Genomic DNA, 21,224 nt, shown 5'->3' with positions numbered 1-21,224 from the left:
GCTGCGGGGTTTTTATTATGTTGAGTTGAGAGTTAAGTTTCATGGAATCCCTGACGTTACAACCTATCGCGCGGGTAGATGGCACCATTAATCTGCCTGGTTCAAAAAGTGTCTCGAACCGCGCTCTGCTGCTGGCAGCTCTGGCAAACGGCACCACCGTCCTCACAAACCTGCTGGACAGCGATGACGTGCGCCATATGCTCAATGCGCTGAAAGCGTTGGGAGTTCATTACACGCTGTCTGACGACCGCACCCGCTGTGAAGTGACCGGCAACGGCGGCGCGTTACGCTCGGCTGAAGAGCGTGAACTGTTTCTGGGTAATGCGGGGACGGCGATGCGCCCGCTGGCGGCGGCCCTGTGCCTGGGCAGCAACAATATTGTGCTATCCGGTGAGCCACGCATGAAAGAGCGTCCCATTGGTCATCTGGTGGATGCCCTTCGTCAGGGCGGCGCGCAAATTGAGTATCTGGAGCAGGAAAATTACCCGCCTCTGCGTCTGCGCGGTGGTTTCAATGGCGGTAACGTCGACGTGGATGGCAGCGTCTCCAGCCAGTTCCTGACGGCTCTGCTGATGACTGCGCCGCTGGCACCACAGGATACGGTCATCACCATCAAAGGCGACCTGGTCTCTAAACCGTACATTGATATTACGCTGCACCTGATGAAAACCTTCGGGGTTGAGGTGGAAAACCACGCTTATCAGCAATTCGTGGTTCGCGGTGCGCAGCAGTACCAGTCTCCGGGTCATTACCTTGTGGAAGGTGATGCTTCGTCTGCCTCCTATTTCCTGGCGGCAGGGGCAATTAAGGGCGGTACGGTGAAAGTGACCGGCATTGGCCGTAACAGCGTTCAGGGCGATATCCGTTTTGCTGACGTGCTGGAAAAAATGGGCGCCACGATTACCTGGGGTGATGATTTCATCTCCTGCACCCATGGCGAGCTGAACGCTATCGATATGGACATGAACCATATCCCGGATGCGGCGATGACCATTGCCACGGCGGCGCTCTTCGCAAAAGGCACCACGACGCTGCGTAACATTTACAACTGGCGCGTAAAAGAGACTGACCGTCTGTTCGCGATGGCGACCGAACTGCGTAAAGTGGGCGCCGAAGTGGAGGAGGGCGAAGACTACATCCGCGTCACGCCTCCGGCAAAACTGCAATTTGCGGAAATCGGCACCTATAACGATCACCGCATGGCAATGTGCTTCTCGCTGGTGGCACTCTCCGATACGTCGGTGACCATTCTCGACCCGAAATGTACGGCGAAAACCTTCCCGGACTACTTCGAGCAATTGGCGCGTATCAGTACCCCTGCCTGATTTGCCTTCGCGCCAGCCTCTGTGCTGGCGCGCTTACACCGTTACCACTCATTGACGTGATGATCTACACTTCTGAAGATGTGCGCCTGCCGCCTGCAAGCAACGCGAACGATGTAGAAGTATCATTGCGCAATAATTCTTCATCTAAATACCTGTAATTCGCGTTTTTGCACACAACGTTAACGATTGTGGGCATTGGCGCGTATAATGCGCGGCGTTTACGTTAACGGTATGCCTGTTTAAGGAGATAAAGATGACGGCAATTGCCCCGGTCATAACCATTGATGGCCCAAGCGGTGCAGGAAAGGGCACCTTGTGCAAGGCAATGGCGGAAGCATTGCAATGGCATCTGCTGGACTCTGGTGCTATTTACCGCGTGTTAGCGCTTGCGGCGCTGCATCACCATGTTGATGTGGCCTCCGAAGACGCGCTGGTTCCGCTGGCTACCCATCTTGATGTTCGCTTTATCTCAACCAACGGAAATCTGGAAGTGATTCTCGAAGGTGAAGATGTCAGCGGTGAAATTCGTACTCAGGACGTGGCGAATGCCGCGTCACAGGTTGCCGCTTTCCCGCGTGTGCGTGAAGCACTGCTGCGCCGTCAACGCGCCTTCCGTGAGCTGCCTGGCCTGATCGCTGACGGGCGTGACATGGGAACCGTTGTCTTCCCTGATGCGCCAGTGAAAATTTTCCTCGACGCCTCCTCGGAAGAACGGGCTCAACGCCGCATGCTTCAGTTGCAGGAAAAGGGGTTTAGTGTTAACTTTGATCGCCTTTTGTCCGAGATAAAAGAGCGCGATGACCGCGATCGTAACCGCGCCGTCGCCCCACTTGTTCCTGCAGAAGATGCATTAGTTCTGGATTCAACCAGTTTAACTATTGAGCAAGTGATTGAAAAAGCGCTACAATATGCGCGCCAAAAACTGGCACTCGCGTAATTGCGACCGATTTAGCAGTACCCCCGCTGCAATGGATTGACGGCGGGTATGTGAAACAACCCCATCCGGCACGGAGCCAGGTGGACGTTATATTAACCTGAAGATTAAACATGACTGAATCTTTTGCTCAACTATTTGAAGAATCCTTAAAAACAATCGAAACCCGTCCGGGTTCCATCGTTCGTGGTGTTGTTGTTGCTATCGACAAAGACGTAGTACTGGTTGACGCCGGTCTGAAATCTGAGTCCGCCATTCCGGCAGAGCAGTTCAAAAACGCCCAGGGCGAGCTGGAAATCCAGGTTGGTGACGAAGTTGACGTTGCTCTGGATGCAGTAGAAGACGGCTTCGGCGAAACCCTGCTTTCCCGTGAAAAAGCTAAACGTCACGAAGCTTGGATCACGCTGGAAAAAGCTTACGAAGAAGCTGAAACTGTGGTCGGTGTTATCAACGGCAAAGTTAAAGGTGGCTTCACTGTTGAGCTGAATGGTATTCGTGCGTTCCTGCCAGGTTCTCTGGTAGACGTTCGTCCAGTCCGTGACACCCTGCACCTCGAAGGCAAAGAGCTTGAGTTCAAAGTAATCAAGCTGGACCAGAAGCGTAACAACGTTGTTGTATCCCGTCGTGCCGTTATCGAATCCGAAAACAGCGCAGAACGCGATCAGCTGCTGGAAAACCTGCAGGAAGGCATGGAAGTCAAAGGTATCGTTAAGAACCTCACTGACTACGGCGCATTCGTTGACCTGGGCGGCGTTGATGGCCTGCTGCACATCACCGACATGGCGTGGAAACGCGTTAAGCACCCAAGCGAAATCGTGAACGTGGGCGACGAAATCACTGTTAAAGTGCTGAAGTTCGACCGCGAGCGTACTCGTGTATCCCTCGGCCTGAAACAGCTGGGCGAAGATCCATGGGTAGCTATCGCTAAGCGTTACCCAGAAGGTACTAAACTGACTGGTCGCGTTACCAACCTGACTGACTACGGCTGCTTCGTTGAAATCGAAGAAGGCGTTGAAGGCCTGGTGCACGTTTCCGAAATGGACTGGACCAACAAAAACATCCACCCATCCAAAGTTGTTAACGTTGGTGATGTAGTGGAAGTTATGGTTCTGGATATCGACGAAGAACGTCGTCGTATCTCCCTGGGCCTGAAACAGTGCAAAAACAACCCATGGCAGCAGTTCGCGGAAACCCACAACAAGGGTGACCGTGTTGAAGGTAAAATCAAGTCTATCACTGACTTCGGTATCTTCATCGGCCTGGACGGCGGCATCGATGGCCTGGTTCACCTGTCTGACATCTCCTGGAACGTTGCAGGCGAAGAAGCAGTTCGTGAATACAAAAAAGGCGACGAAATCGCTGCAGTTGTTCTGCAGGTTGACGCAGAGCGTGAACGTATCTCCCTGGGCGTTAAACAGCTCGCAGAAGATCCGTTCAACAACTGGGTTGCACTGAACAAGAAAGGCGCAATCGTAAACGGTAAAGTCACTGCAGTTGACGCTAAAGGCGCAACCGTAGAACTGGCTGACGGCGTTGAAGGTTACCTGCGCGCTTCTGAAGCTTCACGTGACCGCGTTGAAGATGCCACTCTGGTTCTGAACGTTGGTGACGACGTTGAAGCTAAGTTCACCGGTGTTGACCGTAAGAACCGTGCAATCAGCCTGTCTGTTCGTGCTAAAGACGAAGCTGATGAGAAAGATGCAATCGCAACTGTTAACAAACAGGAAGATGCAAACTTCTCTAACAACGCAATGGCTGAAGCTTTCAAAGCAGCTAAAGGCGAGTAATATCAGGTTGTCCGCATCATTTTGAGCTGTAACGCATTTACAGCGAGAAGGATGAGGAGCAAACTTGACAGATTAGAGGATTCGTCCTGTAATCAATAACAAAGGGCGGCTACGGCCGCCCTTGTTTAATGAGCTGTTCAGCTAATTGGTTTGAAAGGAACCGGAGGAATCATGACCAAGTCAGAATTGATTGAAAGACTTGCCAGTCAGCAACCGCATATCCCTGCGAAAGCAGTGGAGGATGCCGTAAAAGAGATGCTGGAGCATATGGCCTCCACTCTTGCCCAGGGCGAGCGCATTGAAATCCGCGGTTTCGGTAGTTTTTCTCTGCACTATCGTGCTCCACGTACCGGGCGTAACCCGAAAACTGGCGATAAAGTCGAACTGGAAGGTAAGTACGTTCCACACTTTAAGCCGGGTAAAGAACTGCGCGATCGCGCCAACATTTACGGCAACTGAGTTTAGCCATCAGCGCTAAACTGGGTTCGAAAGAAAGCACCTGCGGGTGCTTTTTTTGTGCCTGTCGCTTTTATTCTGAAGATGCCGCGCAATTTTCCTTTTGTTTTCTGCAAACGGATAAAAATGCTTCAGCGCCCGCTGTAAACCGCGTTTCTTCTGGCTGACGACTCACCCTGCCTGCTTCCATACTGTCACCCTCAAACAGGGAGGTAGTAATGGGCATTCCCGCAATAAGTCTTTGCGCCATTCTGGCGATCATGCCGTTACTCTGGTTACCCATCCTGCCTGAACGTCATACCGTGTGGGTAATGATAGCCGGTGGGATAGCGCTGGCCGCCCAGCGACACAACGTCCTGAAGTATATGGGGATCGTGGTGTTATTTTGTGTCTGGGGTCTTCTTGCTGCGCAGGAAAGCGTCTGGCCGATGCAACATTTAACGACGGGAGCAGTGCAGGCAGAGATAGAAATCACGGCCACCGATGGTGAAACAATGCATCAGGGCAACATTCTGCGTGTCGATGGTCAGCGCTGGTGGGCATCCACGGGCGTGACGCTGTATGGCAATTACCTGCCGCAAAAGGTGTGTGCCGGTCAGCGCTGGGCTATGACGCTCAGGCTCCGGCCTGTGCATGGCGAGCTAAACGACGGGGGATATGATCCCCAGCGAAGCGCCTTTGCCCGACACCAGACGCTCAGCGGACGATTTACCCAGGCGAAAATCGTCGATGAAAACTGCAGCGTGCGTGCTCAGTACCTGATGTCACTGCAACACCGGCTTTCTGCTTTTCACTGGGGCGCGGTTATGCTTGGGCTGGGGATGGGAGAACGTCTGGAGGTGCCCTGGGAAATTAAAGATCTGATGCGCGACACCGGCACGCTGCACCTGATGGCAATTTCGGGTCTGCATATTGCGCTGGCCGCATCCATCGTCTGGTTACTTGCGCGTGGGCTTCAGTTCTTGATGCCGGGCCACTGGATCCACTGGCAGATTCCTCTCCTGGCCGGGTTGCTCTTTGCCGCTTTCTACGCCTGGCTTACCGGGCTGCAACCGCCCGCATTGCGAACGGTTATCGCACTTGCCGTGCTGGCTGCATTGCGCATTGGCGCCCGTCAGTGGTCTCCCTGGCAGGTGTGGTGTTGCTGTATCGCGGCAATCCTGATAAGCGATCCCTTAGCCGTGCTTTCTCAAAGTCTGGCCCTTTCAGCTTTTGCCGTCGCCGCGCTGATTTTCTGGTTTCAGTGGCTGCCTCTTCCTCGCAGGCACCGGGTTCGCTGGTTACAGCCTCTGCTGAATCTGCTCTATCTGCAAACCGGCATGTTGCTTCTGCTCATGCCATTACAGGTGCTGATTTTTCATGGGTTTAGCCTCTCGTCCCTGGTGGCTAATCTCTTTGCCGTCCCCCTGGTCACTTTTGTCTGCGTACCGCTGATCCTGTCCGGAATGTTGCTTCATCTGTTGCCGCTGACGGCGCTGGAAAGTGCCCTCTGGTTTGCAGCCGATAAATCCCTGGGAGGGTTGTTCTGGATGCTGATGCGCCTGCCGGATGGCTGGCAGAATGTAGATGAACGGTGGCAATACCTGACGTTATTGCCCTGGCTTGCCATTATCGGCTGGCGCTTTCATGCCTGGAAATCTGTTCCTGCCGTTTGTCTGGCAGGGAGTGTCTTACTGGCATTTCCACTCTGGCGAACGGTGAGGAGTGAGGGCTGGACACTGCATATGCTGGATGTGGGGCAGGGGCTGGCAATGGTCGTTGAACGCCACGGTAAAGCCCTTCTTTATGATACCGGGCTCGCCTGGCCGGGTGGTGATAGCGCCCGGCAGTTAATCATTCCGTGGCTACGCTGGCACCATTTGCAACCAGAAGGCGTCATCCTCAGTCATGAGCATCTCGACCATGCGGGCGGTCTGGCGACGCTGCAAAAAACATGGCCCACGTTATGGATAAGAAGCCCGTTAGATCGGGCGGAACATCGGCCTTGTTTTCGCGGGCAGAGATGGATATGGGAAGGGTTAACCTTCACCGTCCACTGGCCACCTGAGGGCTATTCCGAAAGGGGGAACAATCGCTCCTGTGTGGTAAAAATCGACGATGGTGAGCAGAGTGCGTTGCTTACGGGGGATATTGAAGCGCAAGCGGAACAGACTATGCTTAGCCATTACTGGCGTCATCTGACGTCCACTGTAATACAGGTACCCCATCATGGCAGCAATACGTCTTCATCATTGCCACTGGTGCAGCGGGTAGAGGGGAGGATCGCGCTCGATTCTGCGGCCCGCTATAACGCATGGCATTTTCCGTCGGCAAAAGTTATCAGACGTTATCGAAAAGAGGGCTATATCTGGCACGATACCCCCCATTCTGGACAAATATCGGTGACATTCTCGCAACATCGATGGCAAATACAACGTGTACGTGATGAATATTTACCGCGTTGGTATCATCAGTGGTTTGGCGCGCCCGTAGATAACGGGTAGAATATGCGGCTATTTCAACAGATGCTGGTTTTTTGAATGCATAACGACAAAGATCTCTCCACGTGGCAAACCTTCCGCCGACTCTGGCCGATGATTGCACCTTTTAAAGCAGGCTTGATCGTGGCGGGTGTAGCGTTAGTCCTCAACGCAGCCAGCGATACGTTTATGTTATCGCTTCTCAAACCGTTACTGGATGACGGTTTTGGTAAAACAGATCGCTCAGTGCTGATATGGATGCCACTGGTGGTTATTGGACTGATGATCTTACGCGGTATCACCAGCTACATTTCGAGCTACTGTATCTCCTGGGTTTCCGGGAAAGTCGTTATGACCATGCGCCGTCGGCTGTTTGGCCACATGATGGGCATGCCAGTAGCGTTCTTTGATAAGCAGTCTACCGGTACCTTGCTGTCACGTATTACCTACGACTCCGAGCAGGTGGCATCATCGTCGTCCAACGCGCTGATTACCGTGGTGCGTGAAGGTGCATCGATTATCGGTCTGTTCATCATGATGTTCTATTACAGCTGGCAGCTGTCACTGATCCTTATCGTGCTGGCACCGGTTGTCTCTATTGCTATTCGCGTCGTTTCAAAGCGTTTTCGCAACATCAGTAAGAATATGCAGAACACGATGGGCCAGGTTACGACCAGCGCTGAGCAGATGCTGAAAGGGCATAAAGAGGTGTTGATTTTCGGCGGGCAGGAAGTCGAAACCAAACGCTTTGATAAAGTCAGCAACAAAATGCGTCTGCAGGGGATGAAAATGGTTTCGGCCTCTTCAATTTCTGACCCTATCATCCAGTTGATCGCTTCTCTGGCGCTGGCCTTTGTTCTGTATGCGGCCAGCTTCCCGAGCGTGATGGAGACGCTGACGGCAGGTACCATCACCGTGGTCTTCTCATCGATGATTGCCCTGATGCGTCCGCTGAAATCACTGACGAACGTCAACGCTCAGTTCCAACGCGGGATGGCTGCCTGCCAGACCCTGTTTAGCATTCTGGATACTGAACAGGAGAAAGATGAAGGTAAACGCGAGATTGAACGCGCCCACGGCGATGTTGAATTCCGCAATGTAACTTTCACCTATCCTGGCCGCGAAACGCCGGCTTTGCGTAATATCAACCTGTCCATTCCCGCGGGTAAAACCGTTGCGCTGGTAGGCCGCTCCGGCTCAGGTAAATCCACCATCGCCAGCCTGATCACCCGTTTCTATGATATCGACGAGGGTGAAATCCTGTTGGATGGCCATGACCTGCGGGAGTATACCCTGCAGTCGCTGCGTAACCAGGTGGCGCTGGTCTCCCAGAATGTGCATCTCTTCAACGATACTGTGGCAAATAACATTGCCTATGCGCGTACAGAAGAGTACAGCCGTGCAGAGATTGAAAAGGCCGCTCGTATGGCCTATGCGATGGACTTTATCAACAAGATGGATAACGGTCTGGATACCATTATCGGTGAGAACGGTGTACTGCTCTCCGGTGGCCAGCGCCAGCGTATCGCCATTGCTCGTGCGCTGTTGCGTGATAGCCCGATTCTGATTCTGGATGAAGCAACCTCTGCGCTGGATACGGAATCTGAACGTGCCATTCAGTCTGCGCTGGATGAGCTGCAAAAGAACCGTACGTCGCTGGTGATTGCGCACCGTCTGTCGACTATCGAGCAGGCTGACGAAATCGTCGTTGTTGAAGATGGCGTGATTGTCGAACGCGGAAGCCACTCTGATTTGCTGGCGCACCGCGGCGTTTACGCCCAACTGCATAAGATGCAATTCGGCGAATGATTGCACGCATCTGGTCCGGTGAATCACCGCTGTGGCTGCTGCTTCTGCCGCTTTCCTGGCTTTATGGCCTGGTGAGCGGCGTCATTCGTCTGCTTTACCGCCTGGGGTTGAAGCGAGCATGGCGCGCGCCGGTGCCGGTTGTCGTGGTGGGTAACCTGACGGCTGGCGGCAACGGTAAAACACCGGTGGTGATCTGGCTGGTGGAGCAACTGCAAAATCGCGGTATACGCCCAGGCGTGATATCGCGTGGGTATGGCGGAAAAGCGGCGCAGTATCCCCTGTTGTTGACCGCGGAAACTACGACCGCTGAAGCGGGTGATGAGCCAGTATTGATTTACCAGCGTACAGGCGCACCTGTTGCGGTTTCCCCGGTACGCAGTGATGCCGTTCAGGCACTTCTTGCCGAACACGCGGTAGACATTATTATTACTGACGATGGTCTGCAGCATTACGCGCTGGCGCGTGATAAAGAGATTGTGGTCATTGACGGGGTTCGCCGGTTCGGTAACGGCTGGTGGCTACCCGCCGGACCAATGCGCGAACGTGCTTCGCGTCTCAGGTCCGTTGATGCGGTGATTGTTAACGGTGGAGAGGCCAAACCGGGTGAGATCCCTATGCATCTCAGGCCTGGAATGGCGGTGAATCTGTTGACCGGAGAGCGCCGTGCTGTCTCCTTGTTACCCGCGCTGGTGGCCATGGCGGGTATCGGTCATCCTCCGCGTTTCTTCGCGACGCTGGAACAGTGTGGCGCCCGGCTTGAAAAACGCGTTCCGCTGGCCGATCATCAGGCGCTGGTGCCAGATCAGGTCGCGGCCCTGACTGCGCCGGGGCAGACGCTAATCATGACTGAAAAAGATGCGGTGAAATGCCGTGCCTTTGCGAAGGATAACTGGTGGTATCTGCCGGTTGACGCTGAACTCAGCGGTGAGCAACCGGAACAATTGCTCAAGGAACTGATTGCGTTAGTGCAGTAATGGCTTACGCGGTTCTGGTGGCGCTTTGTCTGACAGGAAAACGCATGTCTTTACCGCAACTCTCGCTTTCAGCCGCACGTCATTTGCACCTTGCCGCACAGGGGCTGCTCAAAAAGCCCCGCCGCCGCGCGCAGCCCGCCGATATTCTCTCTACCGTTCAGCGCATGTCGCTCCTTCAAATTGACACCATTAATATCGTGGCCCGTAGCCCTTACCTTGTGCTGTTTAGTCGACTGGGGAATTATCCTCCTCAGTGGCTGGATGACGCGCTCAGTAAGGGGGACTTAATGGAGTACTGGGCGCACGAGGCCTGTTTCCTGCCGCGCAGCGATTTTGCCCTGGTTCGCCATCGCATGCTGGCCCCCGAAAAGATGGGCTGGAAATACCGCCAGGAATGGATGCAGGAGCACGCGACTGAAATAGCACAGCTTATCGAGCATATTCAGCAAAACGGCCCTGTACGTTCCGCCGATTTTGAACATCCGAGAAAAGGGACCAGCGGCTGGTGGGAGTGGAAGCCGCACAAACGCCACCTTGAAGGACTGTTTACGTCCGGTAAGGTCATGGTGATTGAACGGCGTAATTTTCAGCGCGTGTATGACCTGACGCACCGCGTGATGCCCCACTGGGACGATGAGCGTGACTTACTCACCCAGGAGGCCGCGGAAGCCATCATGCTGGAAAACAGCGCCCGCAGTCTGGGCATTTTCCGGCCGCAGTGGCTGGCGGATTACTATCGCCTTCGCCAGCCGGCCCTGAAACCGCTGCTGGAAATGTGGCAGCGTGAACATCGTGTTATCCCCGTCACGGTAGAAACCCTCGGGGACATGTGGCTGCATTCGGATCTCCTCCCGCTCTTACCCCAGGCTCTGGAAAGTAAGCTTCAGGCAACCCACAGCGCGGTGTTATCGCCTTTCGATCCGGTCGTGTGGGACAGAAAACGGGCCGAACAGCTGTTTAATTTCAGCTATCGGCTTGAGTGTTACACCCCCGCGCCAAAGCGTCAGTACGGCTACTTTGTGTTGCCTCTGCTGCACAAAGGGCAACTGGTCGGTCGAATGGACGCCAAAATGCACCGCAAGACCGGCACGCTGGAGATTATTGCGCTCTATCTTGAAGAGGGGATCAAGACCACCGCGGCGCTGGAAAAAGGATTAACCTCCGCCATTAGCGAATTCGCATGCTGGCAGGGGGCCCACGACGTGGCGCTGGGTAGGGTGCCTGACGGGTTGTTTAGCACCTGTCGACGTGGCTGGGAAACAGACACTCCCTGAAAAAGGAATGTGTTAAGCTTTAGCGATTACCCATACGGAGGAACTATGGATCACCGTTTACTTGAAATTATTGCCTGCCCGGTGTGCAACGGCAAACTTTACTACAGCCAGGACAAACAAGAGCTGATTTGCAAGCTGGACAGTCTGGCATTCCCGCTGCGCGACGGTATTCCGGTATTGCTGGAAAACGAAGCCCGCTCCCTGGTGGCAGAAGAGAGCAAACCATGAGTTTTGTTGTCATTATTCCTGCGCGTTATGCATCAACCCGTCTGCCGGGTAAACCGCTGGTGGATATCAACGGCAAACCGATGATTGTGCATGTCCTTGAACGTGCGCGTGAGTCCGGTGCTGAGCGCGTTATCGTGGCAACCGATCATCCGGACGTTGCCCGTGCGGTTGAGGCGGCTGGTGGAGAAGTGTGCATGACCCGCGCCGATCACCAGTCCGGCACAGAGCGGCTGGCAGAAGTGGTTGAGAAATGCGGTTTCAGTGATGATACGGTCATCGTTAACGTACAGGGCGACGAGCCGATGATCCCGGCGGTCATTATTCGCCAGGTGGCGGAAAACCTGGCGCAGCGCCAGGTCGGTATGGCTACGCTCGCGGTACCTGTGCTCCACGCTGAAGAGGCGTTTAATCCGAACGCGGTGAAAGTGGTGATGGATGCCGAGGGCTATGCGCTCTACTTCTCTCGCGCCACTATTCCCTGGGATCGTGATCGTTTTGCGGTTTCAAAAGAGACCATTGATGATTCATTCCTGCGTCATCTGGGGATCTACGGCTACCGCGCTGGCTTTATTCGTCGTTATGTCACCTGGGCACCCAGCCCGCTGGAGCATATCGAAATGCTGGAGCAGCTCCGCGTGCTCTGGTACGGGGAAAAAATCCACGTTGCCGTTGCGCAGGAAGTGCCAGGTACGGGTGTTGACACCCCGGAAGATCTTGAGCGCGTCCGCGCCGAATTGCGTTAATAGCGCCCGCATCCCTCCTTACGGGGGGATGTTCTCTCCCGGTTATTTTCCCTTTCTTTTCCATAATTGATCTCTGTCGGGTGACATCTTCTGTCCGCGCGCTCATTATAAAAGCAGTGGTCTTAATGGGGGTAATCTCATATGGAACAGCTGCGTGCTGAACTGAGCCATCTGCTGGGTGAGAAGTTAAGCAGGGTTGAGTGTGTGAACGAAAAAGCAGATACCGCACTCTGGTCGTTATATGACAGCCAGGGAAACCCAATGCCGCTGATGGCCCGAAGTTTTACCTCGCCGGGCGTTGCAAGGCAGCTGGCCTGGAAAATGTCGATGCTTGCGCGACAAGGGACCGTCCGCATGCCGACGGTGTATGGCGTGATGACGCATGAAGAACACCCCGGCCCCGATGTCCTGCTGATTGAGCGGTTACGTGGCGTGCCTGTGGAAGCGCCTGCTCGTTCACCGGAACGCTGGGAACAGCTGAAAGATCAGATTGTCGAGGCGCTACTGGGTTGGCACAGACAAGACAGCGGTGGGCTCGTCGGGCCGGTAGACAGCACCCAGGAAAACCTGTGGCCACTGTGGTACCGCCAGCGGGTCGAAGTGTTGTGGGGCACCCTTAACCAGTTTAATAACACCGGTATGACCATGCAGGACAAACGTATTTTGTTCCGCACCCGGGAGTGTTTGCCCGCGCTGTTTGACGGCTTTAACGACAACTGCGTGCTGGTTCACGGCAATTTTACCCTGCGCAGCATGCTGAAAGACCCTCGCAGCGACCAGCTTCTGGCAATGGTAGGGCCGGGGATCATGCTCTGGGCACCGCGCGAGTACGAGTTGTTCAGGCTCAGCGACAGCGGGGCCGCAGAGGGGTTACTCTGGCATTATCTCCAGCGGGCGCCAGTTGCAGAAGCGTTTCTCTGGCGCCGCTGGCTCTATCTGCTCTGGGATGAAGTGGCGCAACTGGTCAATACTGGCCGTTTTAATCGCGCCAACTTCGATCTCGCCACGAAATCACTCCTGCCCTGGCTCGCCTGACGCGCCTTTTAGCCATTGCCAGAGGCGTCCAAGCGTTTCGTAACCGACACGATCGCTGTGCATCAGCCACACCGGGGACGGGATCGCCCGTTCCCACGGGTTAAGCGGCGCGTCGATGGCCATCTGGTTAGCCGGCGCGGGGAGGGGATGCAGGCCAACTCTTTCGAAGAAAATCATCGCCCGCGGCAGGTGCGAGGCGGACGTAACCAGCAGGAACGGGGCATCGCCAATCGCCTGCTTCACGGCGGCAGCTTCTTCTTCAGTGTCTTTTGGGCTGTCCAGCGTGATGATAGCGGAACGCGGTACACCCAGCGATTCAGCCACTCTGGCTCCGGCTTCGGCCGTGCTGACCGGGTTTGTTTTTGCCGCCGCACCGGTAAAGATCATTTTCGATCCCGGATTCGCCAGCCACAGGCGAATACCTTCGTTCAGTCGAGGCAGGCTGTTGTTAATCAGGTTTGAACTGGGCGCCCAGTTTGGATCCCAGGTGTAACCGCCACCCAGCACCACGATATACTTCACCTCCTGATGACCCTGCCATGTCGGGTACCTGTTTTCGACAGGGCGTAACAGGCTATCCGCGACCGGTTGCAGACTCAGCAGCAGCAGGACCAGCCAGCCGACGGTAATAAGCGTTTTGCCACTTTTCTGAAAGCGACTAAACCACACCAGCGCCAGCCCCAGCGCAATAATGATAAGCAGCAGTGGAAGGGGAAGCATCATCCCCCCAATGTATTTCTTCAGGGTAAAAAGCATCCTTTTTGGTTCCTTTTTTAACCATATAGCAGGTGATTACTCGTGATATTACACCAGAGAGGTTCATTCTCCGCGCGGGTGTGACAAAATAGCGGTTTTGCAGTTAGCGAGTGGAACTCTCCCAATGCGGGATCGCAATTTTGATGACATCGCGGAAAAGTTTTCGCGCAACATTTATGGCACCACGAAAGGGCAGTTGCGTCAGACGATCCTCTGGCAGGATCTGGACAACATCCTGGCCTCGTTTGAGGGGCAAACGTTGCGCGTGCTGGACGCTGGCGGCGGTGAAGGGCAGACGGCTATCAAAATGGCCCAGCGCGGTCATCACGTAACGCTTTGCGATCTTTCTGCTGAGATGATCGCGCGTGCGACGCGTGCCGCAGAAGAGAAAGGTGTGAGCGACAACATGCATTTTATACAATGCGCCGCTCAGGACATCGCACAGCATTTGGAAACCCAGGTTGATCTGATATTGTTTCATGCAGTGCTGGAGTGGGTTGCCGATCCGCAAAGCGTGTTACGCACCCTGTGGTCGATGTTGCGCCCGGGCGGTACGCTGTCACTGATGTTCTACAATGCTAACGGCTTCCTGATGCACAACATGGTTGCGGGTAACTTCGACTATGTTCAGGTCGGGATGCCAAAAAAGAAAAAACGCACGCTTTCCCCGGATTATCCGCGCGATCCGCAGCAGGTGTATGGCTGGCTGGAAGAGATTGGCTGGGAGATAACCGGGAAAACGGGCGTCAGGGTGTTTCATGATTATCTGCGTGAAAAACACAAACAGCGTGACTGTTTTGACACCTTAACAGAATTAGAAACGCGGTATTGCCGTCAGGAACCTTTTGTCAGTCTTGGCCGCTATATTCACGTCACCGCGCACAAGCCGCAGATGCAAGGATAACCTATGAGTGAATTTTCCCAGACAGTCCCCGAACTGGTTGCCTGGGCCAGGAAAAACGATTTCTCCATCTCGCTGCCGGTAGACAGACTCTCCTTCCTGCTGGCGGTTGCCACGCTGAACGGCGAACGGCTGGATGGCGAAATGAGCGAGGGTGAACTGGTGGATGCGTTCCGCCATGTCAGTGATGCGTTTGAGCAAACCAGCGAAACCATTAGCGTGCGTGCCAACAACGCAATCAACGATATGGTGCGTCAACGTCTGCTGAACCGCTTTACCAGCGAGCAGGCGGAAGGAAACGCCATCTATCGTCTGACGCCACTGGGTATCGGCATCACCGATTACTACATCCGCCAGCGTGAATTTTCCACGCTGCGTCTTTCCATGCAGCTCTCGATTGTGGCGGGTGAACTTAAGCGCGCCGCCGATGCAGCGGATGAAAACGGTGACGAATTCCACTGGCACCGTAACGTCTATGCGCCGCTGAAATATTCGGTGGCAGAGATTTTCGACAGCATCGATCTGACCCAGCGTCTGATGGATGAACAGCAGCAACAGGTAAAAGACGATATCGCGCAGTTACTGAATAAAGACTGGCGTGCGGCCATCTCCAGCTGTGAAATGTTGCTGTCGGAAACCTCGGGTACGCTGCGTGAACTGCAGGATACGCTGGAAGCGGCAGGGGATAAGCTTCAGGCGAACCTCCTGCGCATCCAGGATGCGACCATGGCCCATGACGATCTGCATTTTATTGACCGTCTGGTGTTCGATCTGCAGAGCAAACTCGATCGTATTATTAGCTGGGGTCAGCAGTCGATTGACCTGTGGATCGGTTATGACCGTCACGTGCATAAATTTATCCGTACCGCGATCGATATGGATAAAAACCGCGTCTTTGCTCAGCGTCTGCGCCAGTCGGTACAGACCTATTTCGATGCGCCATGGGCGCTGACTTACGCCAGTGCCGATCGTCTGCTGGATATGCGCGACGAAGAGATGGCCCTGCGCGATGAAGAAGTGACCGGTGAACTGCCACCGGATCTGGAATATGAAGAGTTCAACGAAATTCGTGAGCAACTTGCGGCGATGATCGAAGAACAGCTCGCTGTCTACAAAACCAGACAAGTGCCGCTGGATCTTGGGCTCGTGGTGCGCGACTATCTGGCGCAATATCCTCGCGCGCGCCACTTCGACATCGCCCGCATCGTGGTAGACCAGGCCGTGCGTCTGGGCGTCGCGCAAGCAGATTTCACCGGGCTGCCGCCGAAGTGGCAGCCGATTAACGATTACGGAGCCAAGGTACAGGCGCATGTCATTGACAAATATTGAACAAGTGATGCCAGTTAAGCTGGCACAGGCGCTGGCGAATCCGTTGTTTCCGGCGCTGGACAGCCAACTGCGTGCCGGTCGTCACATTGGCTTAGACGAGCTGGACAATCACGCCTTTTTGATGGACTTCCAGGAGTACCTGGAGGAGTTTTACGCCCGCTATAACGTGGAGCTTATCCGCGCACCGGAAGGGTTTTTCTACCTGCGTCCACGTTCCACAACCCTGATTCCGCGTTCCGTGCTCTCTGAGCTGGATATGATGGTCGGCAAAATTCTTTGCTACCTCTATCTCAGCCCGGAGCGTCTGGCAAATGAAGGCATCTTCACCCAGCAGGAGCTTTACGACGAGCTGCTGGCGCTGGCGGATGAGAGCAAGCTGCTTAAGCTGGTGAACAACCGCTCCACCGGCTCGGATCTTGACCGCCAGAAATTGCAGGAAAAAGTTCGCTCTTCCCTTAACCGTCTGCGTCGTCTGGGCATGGTCTGGTTTATGGGCCATGACAGCAGCAAATTCCGCATCACGGAATCTGTCTTCCGCTTCGGCGCCGATGTGCGTGCGGGCGACGATGCGCGTGAAGCGCAGCTTCGCATGATCCGCGACGGTGAAGCGATGCCGGTGGAAAACCATTTGCAGCTCGACGATGAGCATGAAGAGAATCTGCCGGATAGCGGGGAGGAAGAGTAATGATTGAACGCGGTAAATTTCGCTCACTAACGCTGATTAACTGGAACGGCTTCTTTGCCCGGACGTTCGATCTGGATGAGCTGGTTACGACGCTCTCCGGTGGTAACGGTGCGGGTAAATCCACCACCATGGCGGCGTTTGTTACGGCACTGATCCCCGATCTGACGCTGCTCCATTTCCGTAACACCACCGAAGCGGGCGCGACCAGCGGCTCTCGCGATAAAGGCCTGCACGGTAAGCTCAAAGCAGGCGTCTGTTATTCGGTTCTGGACGTGATTAACTCCCGACATCAGCGTGTGGTGGTGGGGGTACGTCTGCAGCAGGTCGCAGGCCGTGACCGTAAAGTGGACATTAAACCGTTTGCCATCCAGGGGCTGCCAACCTCCATGCAGCCCACAGCGCTGCTGACGGAAACCCTGAATGAGCGCCAGGCGCGCGTGCTGACGCTGCAGGAGCTGAAAGATAAGCTCGAAACCATCGAAGGCGTGCAGTTCAAGCAGTTCAACTCCATTACGGATTACCACTCCCTGATGTTCGATCTGGGCGTTGTGGCGCGTCGTCTGCGCAGCGCGTCTGACCGTAGCAAATACTACCGTTTGATCGAAGCATCGCTGTACGGTGGTATCTCCAGCGCCATTACCCGCTCCCTGCGCGACTACCTGTTGCCGGAAAACAGCGGCGTGCGTAAGGCCTTCCAGGATATGGAAGCTGCGCTGCGTGAAAACCGCATGACGCTCGAAGCCATTCGCGTGACGCAGTCTGACCGTGACCTGTTTAAGCACCTGATTAGCGAGGCCACCAACTACGTGGCGGCGGACTATATGCGTCACGCCAATGAACGTCGTGTCCATCTCGATCAGGCGTTAGAGTACCGCCGCGAACTGTTCACCTCCCGTAAACAGCTGGTTGCTGAGCAGTATAAGCACGTCGAAATGGCGCGTGAACTGGGCGAGCACAACGGCGCCGAAGGCGATCTGGAAGCCGATTACCAGGCTGCCAGCGATCACCTGAACCTGGTGCAGACCGCCCTGCGTCAGCAGGAGAAGATCGAGCGCTACGAAGCGGATCTCGATGAGCTGCAAATTCGTCTCGAAGAGCAAAATGAAGTGGTGGCGGAAGCTGCCGACATGCAGGAAGAGAACGAAGCACGTGCCGAGGCCGCCGAGCTGGAAGTGGATGAGCTGAAAAATCAGTTGGCCGATTACCAGCAGGCGCTGGACGTGCAGCAGACGCGTGCAATTCAGTATACCCAGGCACTTCAGGCGTTACAGCGTGCAAAAGAGCTGTGTCATCTGCCTGACCTCACCCCGGAAAGCGCTGACCAGTGGCTGGATACCTTCCAGGCCAAAGAGCAGGAAGCGACCGAGAAACTGCTCTCGCTTGAACAGAAGATGAGCGTCGCGCAAACGGCGCACAGTCAGTTTGAGCAAGCGTACCAGCTGGTTGTGGCAATTAACGGACCGCTTGCGCGTAACGAAGCGTGGGAAGTTGCCCGTGAACTGCTGCGCGACGGTGTGAACCAGCGCCATCTGGCCGAGCAGGTTCAGCCGCTGCGTATGCGCCTGAACGAACTGGAACAGCGTCTTCGCGAACAGCAGGAAGCCGAGCGTATGCTGGCGGAGTTCTGTAAGCGCCAGGGCAAAAATTACGATTTCGACGATCTTGAAGCTCTGCATCAGGAGCTCGAAGCGCGTATTGCTGCGCTTTCCGATTCCGTATCCAACGCCAGTGAACAGCGCATGACGCTGCGCCAGGAGATGGAGCAGCTGCAGTCCCGTTCTAAGGTGCTGCTGCAGCGTGCACCAGTCTGGCTGGCTGCCCAAAGCAGCCTGAACCAGCTCAGTGAACAGTGCGGCGAACAGTTTGAGTCCAGCCAGGACGTGACCGAATATCTGCAACAGCTGCTGGAGCGCGAGCGCGAGGCGATTGTTGAGCGCGATGAAGTCGGCGCCCGTAAACGTGAGATCGATGAAGAGATTGAGCGCTTAAGCCAGCCTGGTGGTTCGGAAGATTCACGTCTGAACGCCCTGGCTGAACGTTTTGGCGGCGTGCTGTTGTCCGAAATCTATGACGATGTCGGTCTGGACGATGCGCCGTACTTCTCAGCCCTGTATGGCCCATCACGTAACGCGATTGTGGTCCCGGATCTGTCGCTGATTGCTGACCAACTGGCAGGGCTGGAAGATTGCCCGGAAGACCTCTATTTAATCGAAGGGGACCCGCAGTCGTTCGATGACAGCGTATTCAGCGTCGATGAGCTGGAAAAAGCGGTTGTCGTCAAAATCGCCGATCGTCAGTGGCGTTATTCTCGCTTCCCTGAGCTTCCGCTGTTTGGTCGCGCAGCGCGTGAAAACCGGATTGAAAGTCTGCACGCCGAGCGTGAGACGCTGTCTGAACGTTTTGCGACCCTGTCGTTTGACGTGCAGAAAACCCAGCGTCTTCATCAGGCGTTCAGCCGCTTTATCGGCAGCCATCTGGGCGTGGCGTTTGAAGCTGACCCGGAAGCCGAAATTCGCAAGCTCAACACTCGTCGCGGCGAGCTTGAGCGTGCGATCTCAAACCATGAAAATGACAACCAGCAAAGCCGCGTTCAGTTCGAACAGGCGAAAGAGGGCGTTGCGGCCCTTAACCGCATCCTGCCTCGCCTGAATCTGCTGGCAGATGACACGCTGGCTGACCGCGTGGATGAGATTCAGGAACGTCTGGATGAAGCTCAGGAAGCGGCACGTTTTGTTCAGCAGTACGGTAATCAGCTGGCGAAGCTCGAACCAATGGTCTCCGTGTTGCAGAGCGATCCGGAGCAGTTCGAACAGTTAAAAGAAGATTATGCCTGGTCGCAGCAGGTGCAGCGCGAAGCGCGCCAGCAGGCGTTTGCCCTGACGGAAGTGGTGCAGCGCCGGGCCCACTTCGGCTACTCCGATTCCGCGGAGATGCTGAGCGGTAACAGCGATCTCAATGAGAAGCTGCGTCAGCGCCTTGAACAGGCTGAAGCGGAACGTACTCGCGCCCGTGACGCGATGCGTAGCCACTCGGCACAGCTAAACCAGTACAATCAGGTCCTGGCCTCGCTGAAAAGCTCCTTCGACACCAAGAAAGAGCTGTTAAACGATCTTCAGAAAGAGTTACAGGACATTGGCGTCCGTGCTGACAGCGGAGCAGAAGAGCGGGCGCGTATCCGTCGTGATGAACTGCATGCGCAGCTCAGTAATAACCGCGCACGTCGTAATCAGCTGGAAAAAGCGCTGACCTTCTGTGAAGCGGAAATGGATAACCTGACTCGTCGCCTGCGCAAGCTGGAGCGTGATTATCACGAAATGCGTGAGCAGGTCGTGACCGCGAAGGCGGGCTGGTGCGCCGTCATGCGGATGGTGAAAGACAATAACGTTGAACGCCGTCTGCATCGTCGCGAGCTGGCCTATCTCTCTGCGGATGAACTGCGCTCTATGTCGGATAAGGCGCTGGGTGCCTTGCGTCTGGCGGTGGCGGATAACGAACACCTGCGCGATGTGCTGCGTATGTCCGAAGATCCGAAACGCCCTGAGCGTAAGATCCAGTTCTTCGTGGCCGTTTATCAGCACCTGCGTGAGCGTATTCGTCAGGACATCATTCGTACCGACGATCCGGTCGAAGCCATTGAGCAGATGGAAATCGAACTGGGCCGCCTGACGGAAGAGCTGACCTCCCGCGAGCAGAAGCTGGCTATCAGTTCCCGCAGCGTGGCGAATATCATCCGTAAAACCATCCAGCGCGAGCAGAACCGAATTCGCCAGCTGAACCAGGGCTTGCAGAGCGTATCGTTTGGTCAGGTGAACAGCGTGCGTCTGAACGTGAACGTGCGTGAAGCGCACTCGACGCTGCTGGAAGTGTTGTCTGAACAGCACGAACAGCATCAGGATCTGTTCAACAGCAACCGTCTGACCTTCTCCGAAGCGCTGGCGAAACTGTATCAGCGCCTTAATCCGCAGATTGACATGGGGCAACGCACGCCGCAAACCATTGGTGAAGAGCTCCTGGATTACCGTAACTACCTGGAAATGGAAGTGGAGGTTAACCGTGGTTCAGACGGCTGGCTCCGTGCGGAGTCCGGTGCACTCTCTACCGGTGAAGCTATCGGTACCGGGATGTCGATTCTGGTGATGGTGGTCCAGAGCTGGGAAGATGAGGCGCGTCGTCTGCGCGGCAAAGATATCTCCCCATGTCGACTGCTGTTCCTGGATGAAGCTGCGCGTCTTGACGCCCGCTCAATTGCCACGCTGTTTGAACTCTGTGAGCGTCTTGATATGCAGCTCATTATCGCTGCGCCGGAGAACATCAGTCCTGAGAAAGGCACCACGTATAAACTGGTGCGTAAGGTATTCCAGAATACCGAACACGTTCACGTGGTCGGGTTACGCGGTTTTGCCCCACAGCCGCCAGAATCCTTACCGGAAACAACGGCAGACGCGTCCTGAGGCGTTTTCTAACCGTGAGCGGCGCACCAGCGCCGCTTTTTTTTCGCTTAACTTGTGTTTAAGGCTGCGTTATCTTTA

General features: G+C 55.2%; 16 protein-coding genes. 15 read left to right on the top strand and 1 reads right to left on the bottom strand.

The window, feature by feature from the left end; all coding sequences use genetic code 11:
• Positions 1-41 precede the first annotated feature (41 nt).
• From aroA to L466_RS06520, 11 genes are all read left to right on the top strand, one after another.
• Positions 42-1,325: a 3-phosphoshikimate 1-carboxyvinyltransferase gene (gene aroA / locus L466_RS06470; RefSeq protein ID WP_032681333.1), complete on the top strand. Its 1,284-nt coding sequence runs from the start codon at positions 42-44 to the stop codon at positions 1,323-1,325.
• Between the two features lie 253 nt (positions 1,326-1,578).
• A complete protein-coding gene (gene cmk, locus L466_RS06475) occupies positions 1,579-2,262 on the top strand; it encodes a (d)CMP kinase (protein WP_014169386.1) in 684 nt (227 codons plus the stop codon).
• 110 nt (positions 2,263-2,372) lie between these two features.
• Positions 2,373-4,046 carry a 30S ribosomal protein S1 gene (rpsA, locus tag L466_RS06480; protein WP_014169387.1) on the top strand — a complete coding sequence of 558 codons (1,674 nt, stop codon included), beginning with the start codon at positions 2,373-2,375 and terminating at the stop codon, positions 4,044-4,046.
• 171 nt (positions 4,047-4,217) lie between these two features.
• Positions 4,218-4,505 (top strand): integration host factor subunit beta, encoded by a 288-nt coding sequence (ihfB, locus tag L466_RS06485; protein WP_008499965.1) that lies wholly within the window; start codon positions 4,218-4,220, stop codon positions 4,503-4,505.
• A 215-nt stretch (positions 4,506-4,720) separates the two neighbouring features.
• Complete coding sequence (locus tag L466_RS06490) at positions 4,721-6,985, top strand: ComEC family protein (protein WP_032681332.1); 2,265 nt, start codon at positions 4,721-4,723, stop codon at positions 6,983-6,985.
• 36 nt (positions 6,986-7,021) lie between these two features.
• The gene (gene msbA / locus L466_RS06495) at positions 7,022-8,770 is read left to right on the top strand and encodes a lipid A ABC transporter ATP-binding protein/permease MsbA (RefSeq protein ID WP_020884816.1); all 1,749 of its coding nucleotides are present in this window, start codon (positions 7,022-7,024) and stop codon (positions 8,768-8,770) included.
• Positions 8,767-9,744: a tetraacyldisaccharide 4'-kinase gene (gene lpxK, locus L466_RS06500; RefSeq protein ID WP_032681331.1), complete on the top strand. Its 978-nt coding sequence runs from the start codon at positions 8,767-8,769 to the stop codon at positions 9,742-9,744. The genes msbA and lpxK overlap by 4 nt, the downstream gene beginning before the upstream one ends.
• Before the next feature lie 44 nt (positions 9,745-9,788).
• Complete coding sequence (locus L466_RS06505) at positions 9,789-11,018, top strand: winged helix-turn-helix domain-containing protein (protein WP_032682031.1); 1,230 nt, start codon at positions 9,789-9,791, stop codon at positions 11,016-11,018.
• Positions 11,019-11,063: 45 nt separating this feature from the next.
• Positions 11,064-11,246 (top strand): protein YcaR, encoded by a 183-nt coding sequence (gene ycaR / locus L466_RS06510; protein ID WP_006174474.1) that lies wholly within the window; start codon positions 11,064-11,066, stop codon positions 11,244-11,246.
• Positions 11,243-11,989, top strand: a complete 747-nt coding sequence (kdsB, locus tag L466_RS06515) for a 3-deoxy-manno-octulosonate cytidylyltransferase (RefSeq protein ID WP_032681330.1) — start codon at positions 11,243-11,245, stop codon at positions 11,987-11,989. Before ycaR ends, kdsB begins: the two co-directional genes overlap by 4 nt.
• A 141-nt stretch (positions 11,990-12,130) precedes the next feature.
• Entirely contained in the window at positions 12,131-13,024 is an 894-nt protein-coding gene (locus L466_RS06520; RefSeq protein WP_032681328.1) for a YcbJ family phosphotransferase, read from the top strand.
• Here L466_RS06520 and elyC read toward each other — a convergent pair.
• Complete coding sequence (elyC, locus tag L466_RS06525; RefSeq protein WP_020884813.1) at positions 13,001-13,780, bottom strand: envelope biogenesis factor ElyC; 780 nt, start codon at positions 13,778-13,780, stop codon at positions 13,001-13,003. The two genes, L466_RS06520 and elyC, sit on opposite strands and share 24 nt — an antisense overlap.
• A gap of 124 nt (positions 13,781-13,904) precedes the next feature.
• On the opposite strand from elyC, the gene cmoM reads away from it, so the two are divergent.
• Genes cmoM through mukB form a run of 4 tightly spaced genes read left to right on the top strand, consistent with a single transcriptional unit; the run spans position 13,905 to position 21,146 of the window.
• Positions 13,905-14,684 carry a tRNA uridine 5-oxyacetic acid(34) methyltransferase CmoM gene (gene cmoM, locus L466_RS06530; RefSeq protein ID WP_020884812.1) on the top strand — a complete coding sequence of 260 codons (780 nt, stop codon included), beginning with the start codon at positions 13,905-13,907 and terminating at the stop codon, positions 14,682-14,684.
• A gap of 3 nt (positions 14,685-14,687) precedes the next feature.
• Positions 14,688-16,010, top strand: a complete 1,323-nt coding sequence (mukF, locus tag L466_RS06535; RefSeq protein WP_014169399.1) for a chromosome partition protein MukF — start codon at positions 14,688-14,690, stop codon at positions 16,008-16,010.
• Entirely contained in the window at positions 15,991-16,695 is a 705-nt protein-coding gene (mukE, locus tag L466_RS06540; protein WP_014169400.1) for a chromosome partition protein MukE, read from the top strand. Before mukF ends, mukE begins: the two co-directional genes overlap by 20 nt.
• Positions 16,695-21,146: a chromosome partition protein MukB gene (gene mukB / locus L466_RS06545; RefSeq protein WP_014169401.1), complete on the top strand. Its 4,452-nt coding sequence runs from the start codon at positions 16,695-16,697 to the stop codon at positions 21,144-21,146. The genes mukE and mukB overlap by 1 nt, the downstream gene beginning before the upstream one ends.
• The last annotated feature ends 78 nt before the right edge of the window (positions 21,147-21,224 follow it).

The sequence above is a fragment of the Enterobacter sp. BIDMC 30 genome (assembly GCF_000534355.1).
Taxonomy (GTDB): Bacteria; Pseudomonadota; Gammaproteobacteria; order Enterobacterales; family Enterobacteriaceae; genus Enterobacter; species Enterobacter ludwigii.
Note: the sequence above shows the minus strand (reverse complement) of the source record. Positions and strands in the feature narration are given on the sequence as shown.

Coding starts and splice junctions, on each gene's coding strand:
- aroA (WP_032681333.1), top strand. CDS start 42: ATGGAATCCCTGACGTTACAACCTATCGCGCGGGTAGATGGCACCATT.
- cmk (WP_014169386.1), top strand. CDS start 1,579: ATGACGGCAATTGCCCCGGTCATAACCATTGATGGCCCAAGCGGTGCA.
- rpsA (WP_014169387.1), top strand. CDS start 2,373: ATGACTGAATCTTTTGCTCAACTATTTGAAGAATCCTTAAAAACAATC.
- ihfB (WP_008499965.1), top strand. CDS start 4,218: ATGACCAAGTCAGAATTGATTGAAAGACTTGCCAGTCAGCAACCGCAT.
- L466_RS06490 (WP_032681332.1), top strand. CDS start 4,721: ATGGGCATTCCCGCAATAAGTCTTTGCGCCATTCTGGCGATCATGCCG.
- msbA (WP_020884816.1), top strand. CDS start 7,022: ATGCATAACGACAAAGATCTCTCCACGTGGCAAACCTTCCGCCGACTC.
- lpxK (WP_032681331.1), top strand. CDS start 8,767: ATGATTGCACGCATCTGGTCCGGTGAATCACCGCTGTGGCTGCTGCTT.
- L466_RS06505 (WP_032682031.1), top strand. CDS start 9,789: ATGTCTTTACCGCAACTCTCGCTTTCAGCCGCACGTCATTTGCACCTT.
- ycaR (WP_006174474.1), top strand. CDS start 11,064: ATGGATCACCGTTTACTTGAAATTATTGCCTGCCCGGTGTGCAACGGC.
- kdsB (WP_032681330.1), top strand. CDS start 11,243: ATGAGTTTTGTTGTCATTATTCCTGCGCGTTATGCATCAACCCGTCTG.
- L466_RS06520 (WP_032681328.1), top strand. CDS start 12,131: ATGGAACAGCTGCGTGCTGAACTGAGCCATCTGCTGGGTGAGAAGTTA.
- elyC (WP_020884813.1), bottom strand. CDS start 13,780: ATGCTTTTTACCCTGAAGAAATACATTGGGGGGATGATGCTTCCCCTT.
- cmoM (WP_020884812.1), top strand. CDS start 13,905: ATGCGGGATCGCAATTTTGATGACATCGCGGAAAAGTTTTCGCGCAAC.
- mukF (WP_014169399.1), top strand. CDS start 14,688: ATGAGTGAATTTTCCCAGACAGTCCCCGAACTGGTTGCCTGGGCCAGG.
- mukE (WP_014169400.1), top strand. CDS start 15,991: ATGTCATTGACAAATATTGAACAAGTGATGCCAGTTAAGCTGGCACAG.
- mukB (WP_014169401.1), top strand. CDS start 16,695: ATGATTGAACGCGGTAAATTTCGCTCACTAACGCTGATTAACTGGAAC.